The sequence below is a fragment of the Microlunatus flavus genome (assembly GCF_900110855.1).
GTDB lineage: Bacteria > Actinomycetota > Actinomycetes > Propionibacteriales > Propionibacteriaceae > Microlunatus > Microlunatus flavus.
Genome location: NZ_FOFA01000002.1, coordinates 519,178 through 535,171, shown reverse-complemented (window position 1 = coordinate 535,171; position 15,994 = coordinate 519,178). Strand labels below are relative to the sequence as shown.

Genomic DNA, 15,994 nt, shown 5'->3' with positions numbered 1-15,994 from the left:
GGGCTTCACCAGGGCCTCACCAGCGCGGGTGCACCGACTCCCGCAGCTCGCGGTCGTACAGGTCGGCCACGGCGGCGAGGAAGTCCTCCCCCAGCGGCGGCAGCTCGCCGGCGGCCGCGTTCGCGCGGGCCTGCTCGGGCGAGCGTGCACCCGGGATGACGGTGGTGACGCCGGCCTGCTGGACGACCCAGGCCAGGGCCGCCTGGGCGGGCGTCGCCTCGAACGGCAGCTCCGCCACGAGCCGCGAGAACTCCCGCGCGGCGCGGACGCCCGTCTCGTAGTCCACGCCCGAGAACGTCTCCCCGGCGTCGAACGCCTCGCCGTGCCGGTTGTACGTGCGGTGGTCGTTCTCCGCGAACGTCGTGCTCTCGTCGTAGCGCCCGCTCAGCAGGCCGCTGGCCAGCGGGACGCGGGCGATGATCCCGACGCCCGCCTCCTGCGCGGCCGGCAGGACGAAGTCGAGCGGCTTGCGGCGGAACACGTTGAGGATGATCTGAACGGTCGCGGTCCCCCGCCGGGTGATGGCCGTGAGCGCCTCGTCGCAGGTCTCCACGCTGACCCCGTACGCCGCGATCGAGCCCTCCTCGACCAGCGTGTCCAGCGCGTCGTAGACCGCGTCGGAGGAGTAGACCGGCGTCGGCGGGCAGTGCAGCTGGACGAGGTCGAGCTGGTCGACGCCCAGGTTGCGCCGCGAACGGTCGACCCAGCCGCGGAAGTTCTCGAGGACGTAGCTCTCGGGCACCTGGTCGACCCGGCGGCCCATCTTGGTGGCGACGGTCAGCTCCACGTCGTCGTGCTCGACGAGGTAGCGGCCGATGAGGCTCTCGCTGCGTCCGTCGCCGTAGACGTCGGCGGTGTCGAAGACGGTGACGCCGGCCTCGACGGCGGCGTCGAGGACCGCGAGCGCGTCGGACTCGTCCACCTCGCCCCAGTCGGCCCCCAGCTGCCAGGTCCCCAGACCGACGACGGAGACGGGGCGTTCGGTCCGACCGAGGATGCGCTCTTCCATGGTCACGACGCTACCGGCGGGTGCGCGGCACCCCTGGGGAGGTATCAGCCGTCGCCCTTTCGCCTCCGTCGCGGTAGAAAGGTCCCGCCCCTTCTGACCTGTGAAGGCCTGCCGATGCCGCACGACCCCGCCGACCCCGCCGGAACCGCCGCCGCCTCCGCCCTCGCGGGGCCTCCGCTGGCCCCGACGCCGCGCCGGCACGGCCCCCGACGCGACCACCTCGACCCGCGGGGGGCACGGTTCCTCGACCCGGGCTCGGCGCTGCGCTTCGGCGGCGAGACCCTCCAACCCACCGCGTACGCCGGGGACGAGCTGCTCGTGCGACCCGGCCGGGACGGACGGATGGCGCCCGAGGTCCACGCGGCCCTCGAGCAGGCGGCCGGGTCCGACCACGAGCTCGAGGTCGAGGACGTCGACGCCCGGCTGGCCGGGCTGGCGGGCCGCGCCGGCCTGCTCGACTCCGACGACCACCCCCTCGTGCTGCGGGTGCACCTGCGCCGGCCCCACGACGACGAGGAACCGCGCGGCGCGGTCGACGCCTGGGTGGTGCTGCAGCGGTTCCGCCGCCTGCTCCGCGGACGTCCGGGTGCCGGCGCGGTGTCGCTGATGCACCTGCTGACGACCGGCGGGCTCGACCCCGCGCCGTACGTGCCGTGGGCCATCACCCCGAAGCCGCACGTGGCCTTCGGGATCGGGGGCAACCCGCACGTCGCCTTCGGCGCGACGCCCTTCCCGCACGTCGCCTTCAGCGCCGGCGCCGACCCGTTCTCCCCGATGCCGCACGTCGCCTTCTCGCAGGCCACCGCGGAGTACGCGCAGCCGGGTTCCGGGGGCCGGATGCCCGTGACGTGGATGGGGCCGCCGCCCACCCGGCGCGCCGACGCGGACCTCGACGGCGCCCGACGCCCCGTCGTCGCCGTGCTCGACACGGGCACCGGCCGGCACCCGTGGCTCGACGCCGTCGTGGAGCGCGCCCCGCGGTGCGGGGACCTGCCGATCGGGCTCACCGACGAGGCGACCGACGTCGAGCGGCTGGGCGTGCTCAGCGGGGCGCTCACCGGCTCGCTCGACATCGAGGCCGGCCACGGCACGTTCATCGCGGGTCTGGTGCACCAGCGCTGCCCCGACGCCCGCATCCTCTCGGTCCGGGTCGTCCAGCCCGACGGCGTCATCGACGAGTACGACCTGCTGCTGGCACTCAGCATGCTCTGGGTCCGCCAGTCGCTGGCCCTGCAGGAGCGGCGCACCGAGGACCTCGTGGACGTGGTGTCGCTCTCGCTGGGCTACTACCACGAGCAGCCGACCGACGCGGACTTCGACCCCGTGATGCGGACCGCGCTGCGCGCGCTGGCCCGGCTCGGGGTCGCCGTGGTCACCTCGGCCGGCAACGACGCGACGTCGCGCCCGGCGTACCCGGCCGCCTTCGCGCCGTGGTCGCCCCTGCCCGACGAGGTGCCCGAGGAGATCCCGCTGGTCGCGGTGGGGGCGACGAACCCGGACGGCACGGTCGCCCTGTTCTCCAACGCGGGTCCGTGGGTGCGGACGTGGCGGCCCGGCGCCGCGCTCGTCAGCACCGTGCCCACCTCCTTCGACGGCGGCAGCGCCCCGAGCGTCGAGCTCGTCGCCGGCGGGCAGGTGCGGGCGACCATCGACCCGGACGACTTCCGCTCCGGCTTCGCCACCTGGAGCGGCACCTCGTTCGCCGCGCCGCTGCTGGCCGGCGACGTCGCGCAGTGCCTCAACGCCTCGCGCCGGCTGCGCCAGGACCCCGACGAGCAGGAGGACCCCCTGGACGTGTGCTGGAGCTCGCTGCGCCGCGCGGCCCCGCAGGCCTGAGCCGTGCCGGGGACCCGCTGACCAGGCGCTCGCCGGCCCCGGCGGCGCGGGCGCCGGACGTGCGGGTCCGCGTCGAGCTCATCCACGCGCGCGCGGTCGCCGCCGCCAACCGCGGCCGCTACGACCTCAGCCGACGGCAGGCGGAGGCGGGGCTCCGGCTGCTCCCGGGCCGGACCGCTGCGGAGGACGCGGCAGGCCGCGACGGCGCGGCGGGCGCGGAGGCGGCGGACCCGTCGCTGTCCCGGCTCGAGGTGCGCCTGCTCACGCTGCTGGCCGCGATGGAGCAGGAGATCTTCGGCCAGGGCGCCGGGCTGCCCCGCCTCGAGGAGGCGGCGGCGCGGGCCGTCACGCTCGGGGCCGACGACCTCACCTTCGCCGTCCGCCAGGCCCGGGCGCTGCGCGCCCTGCGCGTCGGGGCCCGGGACGAGGCGCTCGCGCAGTTCACGCTGGCCGACGCGCTGGCCGACGCCGCCACCGACCTCGACGTCTGCCGGATGCTGGTCAACCGCGGCACCGTCCGGCTCGAGCGGCTGGACCTCGAGGGGGCGCGCGAGGACTTCGAGCGGTGCCTGGTCCGGGCCGGCTCGAAGCCCGACCTGCAGAAGTTCGCGGCCATGGCGCGGCACAACCTCGGCTACACCGAGTTCCTCGCGGGCGACCTCCCCACGGCCCTGCGCCTGATGCGGGAGGCGCTGCTCGGCAGCGAGGAGACGACGCTGGCGACGTCGCTGCTCGACCTGGCCCGGGTGCTCACCGAGGCGGGGCTGATCGACGAGGCGGACACGGCCCTGCGGCGTGCGGCCGACGCCGCCCGGCGGGGGCGGGCCTGGGCCTGGGTCGCCGAGATCGAGCTGTCCGGCGCCCAGCTGGCCCTGCTCACCGGACGCTTCGACCTCGCCCGCCGGCTCGCCGGCTCGGCCCGCAACCGCTTCCGTCGGCGCGGAAACGAGGCATGGCGGCGCCGGGCGGAGCTCGTCCTGCTGGCCGGTGACCTCGCGGACGGCCGGCCGGCGAGCCTGCTCGTCGCCCCCGCGCTCCGCCTTGCCGAGGAGTTCACGGCGGAGGGACTCACGCCGTACGCGACGACGGCGCGGCTGGTCGCCGCTGAGGCGCTGCTGAGGGCCGGCAGGCCGGCCGAGGCCGAGCGGGCGTACGCCGCGCTCCCCCGCCCCAGCCGGACCGACGTCCTCGAGGTGCGGCTGCAGCGCCGCACCGTCGCCGGACAGCTCGAGCGCGCCCTCGGCGACCCGGCCGCCGCCGCGCGCGAGGTGCGGCTCGGGCTGGAGGACCTGGCCCGCTACCAGGCGCGGTTCGGCAGCGTCGACCTGCAGACGGCGAGCGCGCTGCACGGACGGCGGCTCGCCGCGCTCGACCTGGACCTGGCGCTGTCCGGCGGTCGACCGGCGGCGGTGTTCGCCGCACTGGAGCGGGGCCGCGAACGTTCCCGCCGGCTCGTCCCCGTCACGCCCCCGAGCGGCAGCTCGGCCCCGCTGCTCGTCGAGCTGCGCCAGCTGACCACGACGCTGCACGAGATCGGCGCCGACCCGGACCACCGGGCCGAGGCGCAGCGCGTCCGCCAGCGCGTCGCGGACGTCACCGAGGAGCTGCGCGGCCTGTCCTGGCAGGTCGGCGGGCTCCCCCCCGTCGGCACGGCCACGCCCCTGGTCGAGGTCCGCGAGCGGCTGGCCGCGTGCGTGCGGCAGATGCTCCTGCTCGGTCGGCACGGCGACGAGCTGGTCGTCGTCGTGCTCGGACGTGCCCGACCACGGCTGGTCCGGCTGGCCGGGGTGGCCGCGCGGGCCTCGGCGCTGACCCGGACGGTGCGCGCCGACCTCGACGTGGTGGCCCGCCCGCGGCTCCCGGAGCGCCTGCGCGCGAGCGCGTCGGCGTCGGCGCGGCACAAGCTCGCGGCGCTTGACGCCCTGCTGCTCGGCGGGCTCGGGCTCGGCGACGGCCCGCTCGTCGTCGTGCCCACCGCCGACCTGAGCACGCTGCCGTGGGGCTGCCTGCCGAGCCTGCGCGGGCGGCCGGTCGAGGTGGCGCCGACGGCGGGCGCGTGGTGGCGCCGTTCCGAGCCACCGTCCGCCCGACCGCGCGAGGCGCGCGTCGTCGCGGTGGCCGGCCCGGACGTGCCCGCCGCCCTGCGCGAGGTCGAGCAGGTGGCCGCGACCTGGCCGGGCGCCGGGGTGCTGCACGGCGCGTCGGCGACCCGGGAGGCCTTCACCGACCGGGCCTCCAGGGCGACGCTCGCCCACCTCGCCACCCACGGCCACCACGTCGCGCAGAGCCCGCTCTTCTCCTCCTTCGACCTCGCCGACGGGCCGTTGTTCGCGTACGAGCTCGAGGCCGGGCAGGTGCCCGATCACGTGGTGCTGTCGGCCTGCGAGCTCGGCCAGGCCACCGTGCGGCCCGGGGAGGAGTCGCTCGGGCTGACGAGCGTGCTGCTGCAGCTCGGGGCGCGCTGCGTCGTCTCCGGCGTCGCGGAGGTCGGCGACGAGGTCGCGGCGGAGGTGATGGTCGGCTACCACCGGCGGCTGGCGGAGGGTTCCGACAGCGCGGTCGCGCTGGCCGACGCGGCTGCCGCGACGGACCAGCCGGTGCCGTTCACCTGCTTCGGAGCGGCGGTGCGGTTCGCGGGGTCCGCCGCCGCAGGATGAGGGGGTGAGCAGCCGCACCGTCGAGGTCGACGACCTGGCCACGTTCGACGCGCGGGCGGGCCGGCCCGGCGCCCTGCGCGACTGGTTCGTCTCCTCGGTGGACCTGACCGGCCGCAGCGACGAGCTGCTGCACCGCGACGTGCGTGGCTCGGTCTTCCTCGGCTGCCGCTTCGCCACCGAACCGGTCGACGTCGCGGCCAGCCTCCGCTCGCGCGGGGCGCTGCTGTTCCCGGCGCTGCCCGACGTGCCCTTCGACCCCTACCGGCCCGCGCTCTACTCCCCCGAGGAGCTGTACGGCGTGGACGCCTCGGGGCACCGGCCGCCGTACGCGCAGAGCCCCGACGCGGCGACCTGGGCGTGGAGCCGCTCGCGGCGCGGCCAGACCCTCACCGCGGACCTGGCCGCGACGCTGCACGACCACAGCGTCGACGGCGCCCTGGACGACGCGACCGACGCCCTCGACGTCGCGCGGGTGGTCGGCGTGATGGGGGGGCACGCGCTGCGGCGGGGCGAACCCGCGTACGCGGCCGCCGCCCGGCTCGGACTCGGGCTGGGCCGGGCGGGCCGGGTGGTGCTGACCGGCGGCGGACCGGGGGCGATGGAGGCCGCGAACCTCGGCGCCTACCTGGCGCCCTGGCCCGACGCCCTGCCCACCGCTCTCGGCCACCTGGCCGGGGCGGCCGACTACGGCGACGACGTGGACGCGTGGGCCGAGGCGGCCTTCGCGGTGCGACGGCGCTGGCCGGGCGCCGAGGCCGGGCAGGCCGGGCTGAGCCTGAGCATCCCGACGTGGTTCTACGGCCACGAGCCGACGAACGTCTTCGGCACCGCCATCGCCAAGTACTTCGCGAACGCGCTGCGCGAGGACACCCTGCTGCACCGCTGCGGCGGCGGCATCGTCTTCGCGGCGGGCGCCTCGGGGACCGTGCAGGAGGTGTTCCAGGCGGCCAACGACCGCTACTACGCCACCCGCGGCCTCGCGACCGCGCCACTGGTGCTGCTCGGCGTGGAGCACTGGACCCGCACGCTGCCGGCCTGGCCGCTGCTGGCCGCCCTTGCCCGGGACTCGGCGATGGCCGACGCGGTGCACGTCGTCGACGACGTCGACGCGGCGCTGGAGATCGTGACCGGCTGACCCCGCCTCGGCGCGTCCCCGTCCGCCCTCAGAGCGTGAGGGCGGGTTCCTCGGGGGTGCTGAGCGTGAGGACGGCCTCCTCGACGACGTCCTCGACCTCGAGCTCGCGCTCGACCTCGCGCAGCCGGTGGGCCACGGTCGTCTCGGTCGCCTCGCCGGTGATGTCGACCGCGGCGACGAGGTAGAGCCGGGACGGCCCGACGAACTCCAGGTGCAGGTAGGTCACCCGCTCGACCTCGGGCTGGGCGAGGATGAAGGCGAGCACGCGGGCCCGCGCGTCGGCGGGCACCGCCTCGCCGACGAGGAAGCGCCGGTTGCGGTCGATGAGGATGACCGCGACCACCCCGAGCAGCAGCCCGACGCCGATCGAGCCCAGGGCGTCGTAGACCGGCGAGCCGGTGACCTGGTGCAGGACGATGCCGGCGCCCGCGATGAGGAGTCCGACCAGGGCCGCCGAGTCCTCCGCGAAGACGGCGCGCAGCGTGGGGTTGGACGTGTTGAGGACGAAGCCGAGGGTGGTGCGGCCGAAGGCCTTGGCGTCCTTGCGCGACTGACGCAGCGCCTGCAGGAAGCTCGTCCCCTCGAGCACGAACGAGATCGCCAGCACGATGTAGGCGATCAGGTAGTCGCCACCCGGCTCCGGGTCGCGGAGCTCGGAGATGCCGTGGCTGATCGAGACGACCGCGCCGGCGGTGAAGAGGCCGAACGCCGCGATCATCGACCAGACGTACGCCTCCCGGCCGTAGCCGAGCGGGTGCTCCTCGTCGCGGCGTCGTCCGGAGCGCCGCTCGGCGATGAGCAGGAAGATCTCGTTGCCGGTGTCGGCCCAGGAGTGCGCCGCCTCGGCGAGCATCGACGCCGACCCGGTCAGCATCGCCGCGATCGTCTTGGCCACGGCGATCACGAGGTTGGCCGTGAAGGCGAGGATGACGGTGAAGAGGCTCTCGCCGCCCTTGCTCTCCTTGCCGTCCTTGCCCTTCGTGGGCCGCGAGGACGCCGGCGTCAGCGACGTCAGGTCACCGGGGTCGGTGGTGGGTTCCGCAGGAGGCACGGTCCATGAGCCTAGTCATGCATCGGCCGGTGCGGCGGGTGAGCACGTGCCCGCCTCGACGCTCCTGGGAACGGTGCCCCGTCAGTCGAGGAGGTCGCGGACCACGCCGTCCGCCAGCAGGCGGCCGGCCCGGGTGAGGACGGCGCGGTCCTCGACGGGCTCGAGCAGCCCGCGGACCCGGAGGTCGGGCAGCCGGCGCCGCTCGGTCGGGGTGAGCACGTCGACGTCCAGCCCCTCGCTGAGCCGCAGCTCGAGCAGGACGCGCTCCACTCGTCGCGAACCCGCGTCGAGCAGCTCGCGACCCGCGGCCGGCGAGGCGCCCGACGCGAGCCGGGCGGCGTACGCGGCCGGGTGCTTGACGTTCCACCAGCGCACGCCGCCGACGTGGCTGTGGGCGCCGGGCCCGACGCCCCACCAGTCGTCACCGCGCCAGTAGGCGAGGTTGTGGCGGCAGCGTGCGGCGTCGTCACGGGCCCAGTTGCTGACCTCGTACGCGCTCAGCCCGGCCGCCGAGAGCCGCTCGTCCGCGGCCAGGTAGGCGTCGGCGAGGGCGTCGTCGTCGGGCATCGGCAGCTCGCCGCGGCGGACGCGCACGGCCAGCCGGGTGCCCTCCTCGACGATGAGCGCGTACGCACTGACGTGGTCGGGGCCGGCGTCCAGGGCCGCGTCGAGGCTGGTCGACCAGTCGTCCGGCGACTCCCCCGGCGTGCCGTAGATGAGGTCGAGGCTGACGTGGTCGAAGCCGGCGGCCCAGGCGTCCGCCACCGCCCGCTGCGCCCGGCCGGGCGTGTGCACGCGGTCGAGGGTGGCCAGCACGTGCGGCACGGCCGACTGCATCCCGAGGGACACGCGCGTGAAGCCGGCCTCCCGCAGCTGCGCGAGCCCGGCGGCGTCAACCGAGTCCGGGTTGGACTCCGTCGTCACCTCGGCGTCGTCGGCCAGGCCGAACCGCTCCTCCACCGCGGCGAGGAACCGTCCCAGGTCCGCGGGTGGCAGCAGCGTCGGCGTGCCGCCGCCGACGAACACCGTCGACACCGGCGGCGCGTGCGGCCCGAGCACCCTCCGGGCCAGGTCGAGCTCGCCGATCGCCCGGTCGACGTAGCCCGCGCGGCTCGCGCCGGGGTCGGTGCCGAGCTCGGTGGCGGTGTAGGTGTTGAAGTCGCAGTAGCCGCACCGCGTCGTGCAGAACGGGACGTGCAGGTAGATCCCGAGCGGCCGGTGGCCGACCGTGGCGACGGCCTCGTCGGGGAGGCGGCCGTCCGCGGGTGCCGGCTCGCCCTCGGGCAGGGTCGACGGCATCTCAGCGCCTCCGTCGCGGCGTCACGGCAGCAGCACCAGCTTGCCGCGCACGTGACCCGACAGGCTCGTCTCGTAGGCCTCGCGCGCCCGCTCGAGCGGGAAGGTCTGGACCTTGATCACGACCTTGCTCTCGCGGAGCAGCTCGACGCCTTGTGCGAGGGCCTCGGTGGGCCGCCGCTCGCTCTCGGAACCACCCGTCACCCGACCGCCCTCGGCGGCGAGGTCGAAGTTGGCGATCGAGAGGACCTTGTCGCGGCTGGGCGCGAGCGCGAACAGGTCGGCGGCGGGGGTCTTGCCCGCGACGTCGGCCACCGCGTCCACCCCGTCCGGGGCGGCGGCCCGCACCCGGTCGACCAGGCCCTCCCCGTACGGCACCCCGACGGCGCCGATCTCCGCCAGGTAGCCCTGGTTGTCGGCGGACGCCGAGGCGACCACCGTCACCCCGGCCGCGACGGCCATCTGCACGAGGACCGCACCGACACCACCGGCGCCGCCGGCCACGAACAGGGTCTGGCCGGGCTGCAGGTCGAGCAGCCGCAGGACCCGTTCGCTCGTCTCCAGCGCGCTCGGGGCCGCCGCGGCGACGCTCCAGTCCAGCGACGCGGGCTTCGGCGCCCAGGCGGTGAGCACCGTGCGCTCGGCCTGGGTCCCGCGGCCGAAGCCGAAGACGTCGTCGCCGACCGCGACGCCGGTCACGCCCTCGCCCACCTCGTCGACCACGCCGGAGGCGTCCCAGCCGAGGACCGTCGGTCCGGCGGGCGCCTGGGCACCGGGCATCAGCCCGCGGAAGGTCTTCCAGTCGACGGGGTTGACGCTCGCCGCCGCGACCTTGATGCGGACCTGGCCCGGACCGGCGTGCGGCTCGGGCACGTCCGCGACCTCGAGGACCTCGGGCCCGCCGAGCTCGCTGTAGGTGACTGCGCGCATCCCAGATCTCCGTCCGTGGTTCCCGGGTCCGCCGCCCGGGATCGTCAGTGACCCCAACTAGAGTCCGGCTCATGGGTATTCCGTCTGCTCCGCGCGGCCTCCCCCGCCGCCGGTTCCTGTCGGGTCTGGGCGCCTCCGCCCTCGTCGCCGGCCTCGGCTCGGCCGGCCTGGCCGGTTGCGGCAGCAACACCGGCCGTCCCTCGGCCGACAGCTCCTCGAGCGCGTCCGGCGGGTCGTCGGGCGGCCCCAAGCCGGCGCTGTCGCAGTGGTACCACGAGTACGGCGAGGACGGGGTCGAGGACGCGGTCAAGCGGTACGCGGCCGCGTACGACCAGGCGAGCGTGTCCGTGCGCTGGAACCCGGGCGACTACGACAAGCTCGCCTCGGCGGCGCTGCTGACCGCCGACGTGCCCGACGTCTTCGAGTACGGCAACGGCCCCACGCTCGACATGATCCGGGCCGGCCAGGTCCTCGACCTCACCGAGGTCCTGGGCGACGCCGCGAGCCAGTTCTCCAAGCCGGTGCTCGACGCGATGACGTGGGAGGGCAAGGTCTACGCGGTCCCGCAGACCGTCGACATGCAGATGGTGTTCTACCGCAGGTCGGTGCTGGAGAAGGCCGGCGTGGCGCCGCCGCAGACGTTCGCCGACCTGGTCGCGGCGGCCAAGGCGGTGACGACGAAGGACATGGGCGGCTTCTTCGCCGGCAACGACAGCGGCGTCGCTGTGCTCGCCTCGATGCTCGTCTGGGCGGCCGGCAAGGAGCAGCTGAACGCCGACCAGACCGGCATCGGCTTCGACGACGCCGACGGCTACGCGGCCTTCGCGGCCTACCGCGACCTCGCGACCTCGGGCGCCCTGGTCAAGAGCGCCTCGGCCGACTGGTTCGACGCGGGCCCGCTCACCAACGGCGAGACGGCGATGCAGTGGACCGGGCTGTGGACCCTGCCCGACGTGCAGAAGGCGCTCGGCGACGACTTCGGCGTGCTGCCCTTCCCCGCGATCGGCGCGAACGGGCGCCCGGCCGTGCCCTTCGGCTCGTACGGCTCGATCGTCACCGCCAAGGGCAAGGACCCCGACGCGGCGAAGGCGTTCGTGAAGTGGCTGTGGGTCGACCAGGAGGCTGACCAGGTCGACTTCTCGAACTCCTACGGCACCCACATCCCGGCCAAGCCGTCGCTGGTCCCGCAGGCGACCAAGATCGCGACCGGTCCGGGTGCCGAGGCGGCGAAGTTCGTGGACCAGCTCGGCCACGCGCCGAGCAAGCTGTGGACGCCCGCGACGTCGAACGCCCTGACCGCGGCCCTCACCCGCGTGATCACCAAGAACGCGGACCCGAAGACCGAGATCGCCCAGGTCGCGGCCACGGCCAAGACCGAGATCGCCCGGGCCAAGAGCTAGCCGTCGTGGCCGTCGCCGCACCGACCCCGGGACTCGCCCCGCCCGGTCGGGCCGACCGACCTCGCTCCGCCGTCCGGCGCCGGTCCGACCGGCTCTGGTTCTGGGTCTTCGTCGGGCCCTTCGTCGCCGGGCTGCTGGTCTTCGTCTACGTCCCGGTGCTGTGGAGCGTCTACCTGTCGTTCTTCGACGCCCGCAACACGGTGACGCCGACCCGGTTCGTCGGCCTCGGCAACTACGCCTACCTGCTGGGCAGCCGCCCCTTTCTCGTCAGCATGGCGACCTTCGTCGGGTTCGCCGTGCTGATCGTGCCGACGACGTTCGCGCTGTCGCTGGGCCTGGCGCTGCTGGTCGCGCGGGCACGGTTCGCGCAGGCGTTCTTCCGCTCGGCCTTCTTCCTGCCGACCGCCTGCTCGTACGTCGTCGCCGCCCTGGTCTGGCGCCTGTCGATCTTCAACGGTGCGCGGTTCGGGCTCGTCAACTCCGCGCTGCGCGCGGTCGGGCTCGAGCCCGTGGGCTGGCTCAGCGGCGAGCACTACCTCTACTGGGTCGTCCTGGTCACCCTGCGGCTGTGGCTGCAGGCCGGCTTCTACATGGTGCTGTTCCTGGCCGGGCTGCAGCGCATTCCGACCGACACGTACGAGGCGGCCGCGCTCGACGGCGCGACCGGGTGGCGCGTCGTCCGCTGGATCACGCTGCCCCAGCTGCGGGCCACCTCCGTCGCGGTGCTCCTGCTGCTGACCGTGGGGGCGTTCCAGGCGTTCGACGAGTTCTACAACACCCTGGTCCAGGTCGGGACCTACCCGCCGTACGCCCGTCCGCCGCTGGTCTACCTCTACCTCGTCTCGCTCGGGCAGGGCACCCAGGACCTCGGCGTCGGCAGCGCCGGCACCGTGATCCTCACGATCGTCGTCGCGCTGCTCGGCCTCGGCCAGCTCCGGGCGCTGCGCGGCCGCAAGGACGACGCGTGAGCAGCCTCGCCTGTCGCGGGCCCGTTCGGCGCGGCCCCGAGGTCGCCCGCCACCTGCTGCTCCTCGTGCTCGCGCTGGTGTTCCTGCTGCCCTTCTACGTGGTCGTGCGCAACGCGCTGGCCACGCCGGCGGAGCTCGCCTCCGCGTCCTGGGTCTGGTGGCCCGCCCACCCGTCGCTGGACAACCTGCGCCGGCTCTTCGCCGACCAGAACGTGCGGTTCGCCCGCAGCCTGCTCAACTCCGCCGTGGTCTCGGTGCTGCAGACCGTGCTCACCGTGGCCATCTCCGCGATGGCCGGCTACGGCCTCGCCCGCGTCCCGTCACGGGCCAGCCGGCTGGTGCTGGGCCTGACCGTGCTGACGCTGATGGTGCCGACGACGGTCACGTTCGTGCCGACGTTCGTCATGGTGTCGAGCCTCGGCTGGATCTCCAGCCTGCGCGGCCTGGTCGTGCCGGTGCTGTTCTCGGCCTTCGCGACCTTCCTCTTCCGGCAGTTCTTCGCGGGCTTCCCCCTCGAGCTCGAGGAGGCGGCCGCGATCGACGGGGCGGGCCGCTGGCGGACGTTCACCCGCGTCGTGCTGCCGAACGCCTGGGGCATCTGCTCGGCGGTCGGCGTGATCACCTTCCTCAACGCCTGGAACTCGTTCCTGTGGCCGCTGCTCATCGGCCAGGACCCGGCCTACCGCACCGTCCAGGTGGCGCTGAGCGCGTACACGTCCTCCCAGCGCGTCGACGTCGCGCAGGTGTTCATGGGCTCGGCCGTCGCGATCCTGCCGGTGCTCGTCGTCTTCGTCGTCCTGCAGCGCCAGCTCGTGCAGGGCGTGGAACGTTCCGGCATCGACTGAGCCCGTCTCCGCGCGAGCCTCGCCCGCAACACCCTTCCCCGCGAAACGCTGAGGAACGACAGCCGATCGCGCCGAGGGGTGGTCGTCCCTCAGCGGTCGTGCCGCGGCCGCGGTCAGCTGACGAGGCCCACGACCAGGTTGACCACCGTCGCGGTGATGGCGGTGGCGAAGAAGTACGACAGCAGGCAGTGGCCGAGCACGAGCCGCCGGATCGCCGGGCTGGAGACCGATGTATCGCTGACCTGGAAGGTCATGCCCAGGTTGAAGGCGAAGTAGGTGAAGTCGGCGTACGCGGGCCAGTAGCCCGGGGCGTTGAAGTCGATGCCGCCCGCCACGTGCACCTGGCGCCCGGTCGCGGGCTCGGTCAGCAGCTCGCCGTGGTGGTCGTCCGACGGGCGCGCGTAGTAGAGCCGCGCGTAGTGCGGGACGTAGAGCGTGTGCAGCAGGAACCACGACAGCACCACGCTGCCCAGGGCCAGCCCGGCGTCGAGGTCGCCGTGGTGCCCGCGGTCGAGCACGAGCATGATCACCACGGCCGCCAGGTTGCCGAGGATGACGACCGTGGCCCCGACCTGGCGCAGCCCCGAGCGCGGGTCCTCCCGGGAGGCGTGCGCACGGGTGCCCTGCCCCCGGAACCTCCGCAGCGCGAGGTAGGTCCACACGACGTACACGCCGGCCACGCACATCAGCCCGGCGAGCACGCCGTAGCGCGGCAGCCCGACGACCCCGAGGACCACGGCGACCACCAGCCCCGCCCCGGCGGAGACGAGCAGGCGGCGGCTGCCCGAGCTCGACGGCCGCGCGAGCAGCGCCTCGATGCGGCGGTGCCGCGCCTCCGCCTCGGCGCTCACGCGCCCACCCCCGACGTGCTCACTTCTTGGGCGCGGGCTCCGTCGTCGCGAGCGCGGCGACGAACGCCTCCTGGGGCACCTCGACGCGGCCGACCATCTTCATCCGCTTCTTGCCCTCCTTCTGCTTCTCCAGCAGCTTGCGCTTGCGGGTGATGTCACCGCCGTAGCACTTGGCGAGGACGTCCTTGCGGATCGCGCTGATGGTCTCCCGCGCGATGACGCGGGCCCCGATCGCCGCCTGGATCGGCACCTCGAACTGCTGGCGCGGGATGAGCTGCTTGAGCTTGCCGGCCATCATCAGCCCGTAGGCGTACGCCTTGTCCTTGTGCACGATCGCCGAGAACGCGTCGACCGGCTCGCCCTGCAGCAGCACGTCGACCTTGACCAGGTCGGAGGCCTGCTCGCCGTCCAGCTCGTAGTCGAGGCTCGCGTAGCCCTTGGTGCGCGACTTCAGCGCGTCGAAGAAGTCGAAGATGATCTCGGCCATCGGCAGCGTGTAGCGGATCTCGACCCGGTCGGCCGACAGGTACTCCATGCCGTGCTGGACGCCGCGGCGGGTCTGGCACAGCTCGAGGATCGTGCCGATGAACTCGACCGGGGTGAGGATCGTCGCCTTGACGACGGGCTCGTAGACCTCGGCGATCTTGCCGCTCGTCGGGTACTCCGACGGGTTGGTCACGTTCAGCTCGGTGCCGTTCTCCAGCACGACGCGGTAGACCACGCTGGGGGCGGTGGAGATGAGGTCGAGGTTGAACTCGCGTTCCAGCCGCTCGCGGACGATCTCCATGTGCAGCAGGCCGAGGAAGCCGATGCGGAACCCGAAGCCCAGGGCCCCCGACGTCTCCGGCTCGTACGTCAGCGCCGCGTCGTTCAGCTGGAGCTTGTCCAGCGCCTCGCGCAGCTCGGGGTAGTCGGAGGCGTCGATCGGGTAGAGCCCGGCGTAGACCATCGGGTTGGGGTTCTTGTAGCCGCCGAGGTCCTTCGTGGCGGGCCGCGACGTCGCGGTGACCGTGTCGCCGACGCGCGACTGCCGGACGTCCTTGACCCCGGTGATCAGGTAGCCGACCTCACCCACGCCGAGCGAGGCCGCCTTGACCGGCTCCGGGGAGATCACCCCGACCTCGAGGGCCTCGTGGGTCGACCGGGTCGACATCATCAGGACCTGCTCGCGGTGGTTCAGCTCGCCGTCGACGACGCGGACGTACGTGACGACGCCGCGGTAGGTGTCGTAGACCGAGTCGAAGATCAGCGCGCGGGCCGGCGCGTCCGGGTCGCCGACGGGGGCCGGGACCTGCGCGACGATCGCGTCGAGCAGCGCCTCGACGCCCGTGCCGGTCTTGGCCGAGACCCGCAGCACGTCGCCGGGGTCGCAGCCGATGATCCCGGCGAGCTCGGCGGCGTACTTGTCGGGCTGCGCGCTGGGGAGGTCGATCTTGTTGAGCACCGGGATGATGTGCAGGTCGGCCTCGAGCGCGAGGTAGAGGTTCGCGAGGGTCTGCGCCTCGATGCCCTGCGCGGCGTCGACGAGCAGGACGGCACCCTCGCAGGCGGCCAGCGAGCGCGACACCTCGTAGGTGAAGTCGACGTGGCCAGGGGTGTCGATCATGTTGAGGATGTGCGGCGTGTCGTCGCCGGAGCCGGTCGTCGGCCGCCACGGCAGCCGTACGGCCTGGGACTTGATGGTGATGCCGCGCTCGCGCTCGATGTCCATCCGGTCGAGGTACTGGGCGCGCGCCGAGCGCGCGTCGACGACACCGGTGATCCCGAGCATCCGGTCGGCCAGCGTCGACTTGCCGTGGTCGATGTGCGCGATGATGCAGAAGTTCCGGACGAGCGCGGGATCGGTGCGGCCGGGAGTCGGGGCAGGGATCACCACGGAATCATTCCACGGACGACCCACTCCCCCGCCGCGCGAAGCCGCGGCCGCCGGACCCGGGAACCGGCGAGGTTGAGCAGGTCGGGGGCGCGCTGGTAGTCTGACAGATCGTGCCTGCGAGCCAGGCGCGCAGACTTCTG

The 15,994-nt window shown here is 74.2% G+C and carries 12 protein-coding genes; 6 read left to right on the top strand and 6 right to left on the bottom strand.

Features of this window, described 5'->3' with window-relative positions:
• Positions 1-16 precede the first annotated feature (16 nt).
• Entirely contained in the window at positions 17-1,009 is a 993-nt protein-coding gene (locus tag BMY04_RS06870; protein ID WP_091178572.1) for an aldo/keto reductase, read from the bottom strand.
• A 114-nt stretch (positions 1,010-1,123) separates the two neighbouring features.
• On the opposite strand from BMY04_RS06870, the gene BMY04_RS06865 reads away from it, so the two are divergent.
• The 3 genes from BMY04_RS06865 to BMY04_RS06855 are packed head-to-tail and all read left to right on the top strand — an operon-like array spanning position 1,124 to position 6,637.
• Positions 1,124-2,845 (top strand): S8 family peptidase, encoded by a 1,722-nt coding sequence (locus BMY04_RS06865; RefSeq protein WP_091178360.1) that lies wholly within the window; start codon positions 1,124-1,126, stop codon positions 2,843-2,845.
• Complete coding sequence (locus BMY04_RS06860; protein ID WP_091178359.1) at positions 2,806-5,502, top strand: CHAT domain-containing protein; 2,697 nt, start codon at positions 2,806-2,808, stop codon at positions 5,500-5,502. The genes BMY04_RS06865 and BMY04_RS06860 overlap by 40 nt, the downstream gene beginning before the upstream one ends.
• Before the next feature lie 4 nt (positions 5,503-5,506).
• Entirely contained in the window at positions 5,507-6,637 is a 1,131-nt protein-coding gene (locus BMY04_RS06855; RefSeq protein ID WP_091178358.1) for an LOG family protein, read from the top strand.
• 28 nt (positions 6,638-6,665) lie between these two features.
• Here the strand turns inward: BMY04_RS06855 and BMY04_RS06850 are convergent, their stop codons facing one another.
• The 3 genes from BMY04_RS06850 to BMY04_RS06840 form a co-directional block, all read right to left on the bottom strand.
• A complete protein-coding gene (locus tag BMY04_RS06850; RefSeq protein ID WP_232506150.1) occupies positions 6,666-7,688 on the bottom strand; it encodes a cation diffusion facilitator family transporter in 1,023 nt (340 codons plus the stop codon).
• 81 nt (positions 7,689-7,769) lie between these two features.
• Positions 7,770-8,987, bottom strand: coding sequence for a radical SAM family heme chaperone HemW (gene hemW / locus BMY04_RS06845; protein ID WP_091178357.1), 1,218 nt, complete (start codon positions 8,985-8,987; stop codon positions 7,770-7,772).
• A gap of 21 nt (positions 8,988-9,008) precedes the next feature.
• Positions 9,009-9,914 carry an NADP-dependent oxidoreductase gene (locus tag BMY04_RS06840; protein WP_091178356.1) on the bottom strand — a complete coding sequence of 302 codons (906 nt, stop codon included), beginning with the start codon at positions 9,912-9,914 and terminating at the stop codon, positions 9,009-9,011.
• A 71-nt stretch (positions 9,915-9,985) separates the two neighbouring features.
• On the opposite strand from BMY04_RS06840, the gene BMY04_RS06835 reads away from it, so the two are divergent.
• From BMY04_RS06835 to BMY04_RS06825, 3 genes are read left to right on the top strand one after another with little or no spacing between them, the layout of a single operon-like run.
• Positions 9,986-11,314: an ABC transporter substrate-binding protein gene (locus tag BMY04_RS06835; protein ID WP_091178355.1), complete on the top strand. Its 1,329-nt coding sequence runs from the start codon at positions 9,986-9,988 to the stop codon at positions 11,312-11,314.
• Between the two features lie 5 nt (positions 11,315-11,319).
• Positions 11,320-12,282: a carbohydrate ABC transporter permease gene (locus BMY04_RS06830; RefSeq protein ID WP_091178354.1), complete on the top strand. Its 963-nt coding sequence runs from the start codon at positions 11,320-11,322 to the stop codon at positions 12,280-12,282.
• Entirely contained in the window at positions 12,279-13,127 is an 849-nt protein-coding gene (locus BMY04_RS06825; RefSeq protein WP_091178353.1) for a carbohydrate ABC transporter permease, read from the top strand. Before BMY04_RS06830 ends, BMY04_RS06825 begins: the two co-directional genes overlap by 4 nt.
• 113 nt (positions 13,128-13,240) lie before the next feature.
• Here BMY04_RS06825 and BMY04_RS06820 read toward each other — a convergent pair whose 3' ends face one another.
• Both BMY04_RS06820 and lepA read right to left on the bottom strand, forming a co-directional pair.
• On the bottom strand, positions 13,241-13,978 hold the full coding sequence (locus BMY04_RS06820) for a DUF1345 domain-containing protein (protein ID WP_198409967.1): 738 nt from the start codon (positions 13,976-13,978) through the stop codon (positions 13,241-13,243).
• 19 nt (positions 13,979-13,997) lie between these two features.
• Entirely contained in the window at positions 13,998-15,848 is a 1,851-nt protein-coding gene (gene lepA / locus BMY04_RS06815; protein WP_091178569.1) for a translation elongation factor 4, read from the bottom strand.
• Positions 15,849-15,994: the final 146 nt, after the last annotated feature.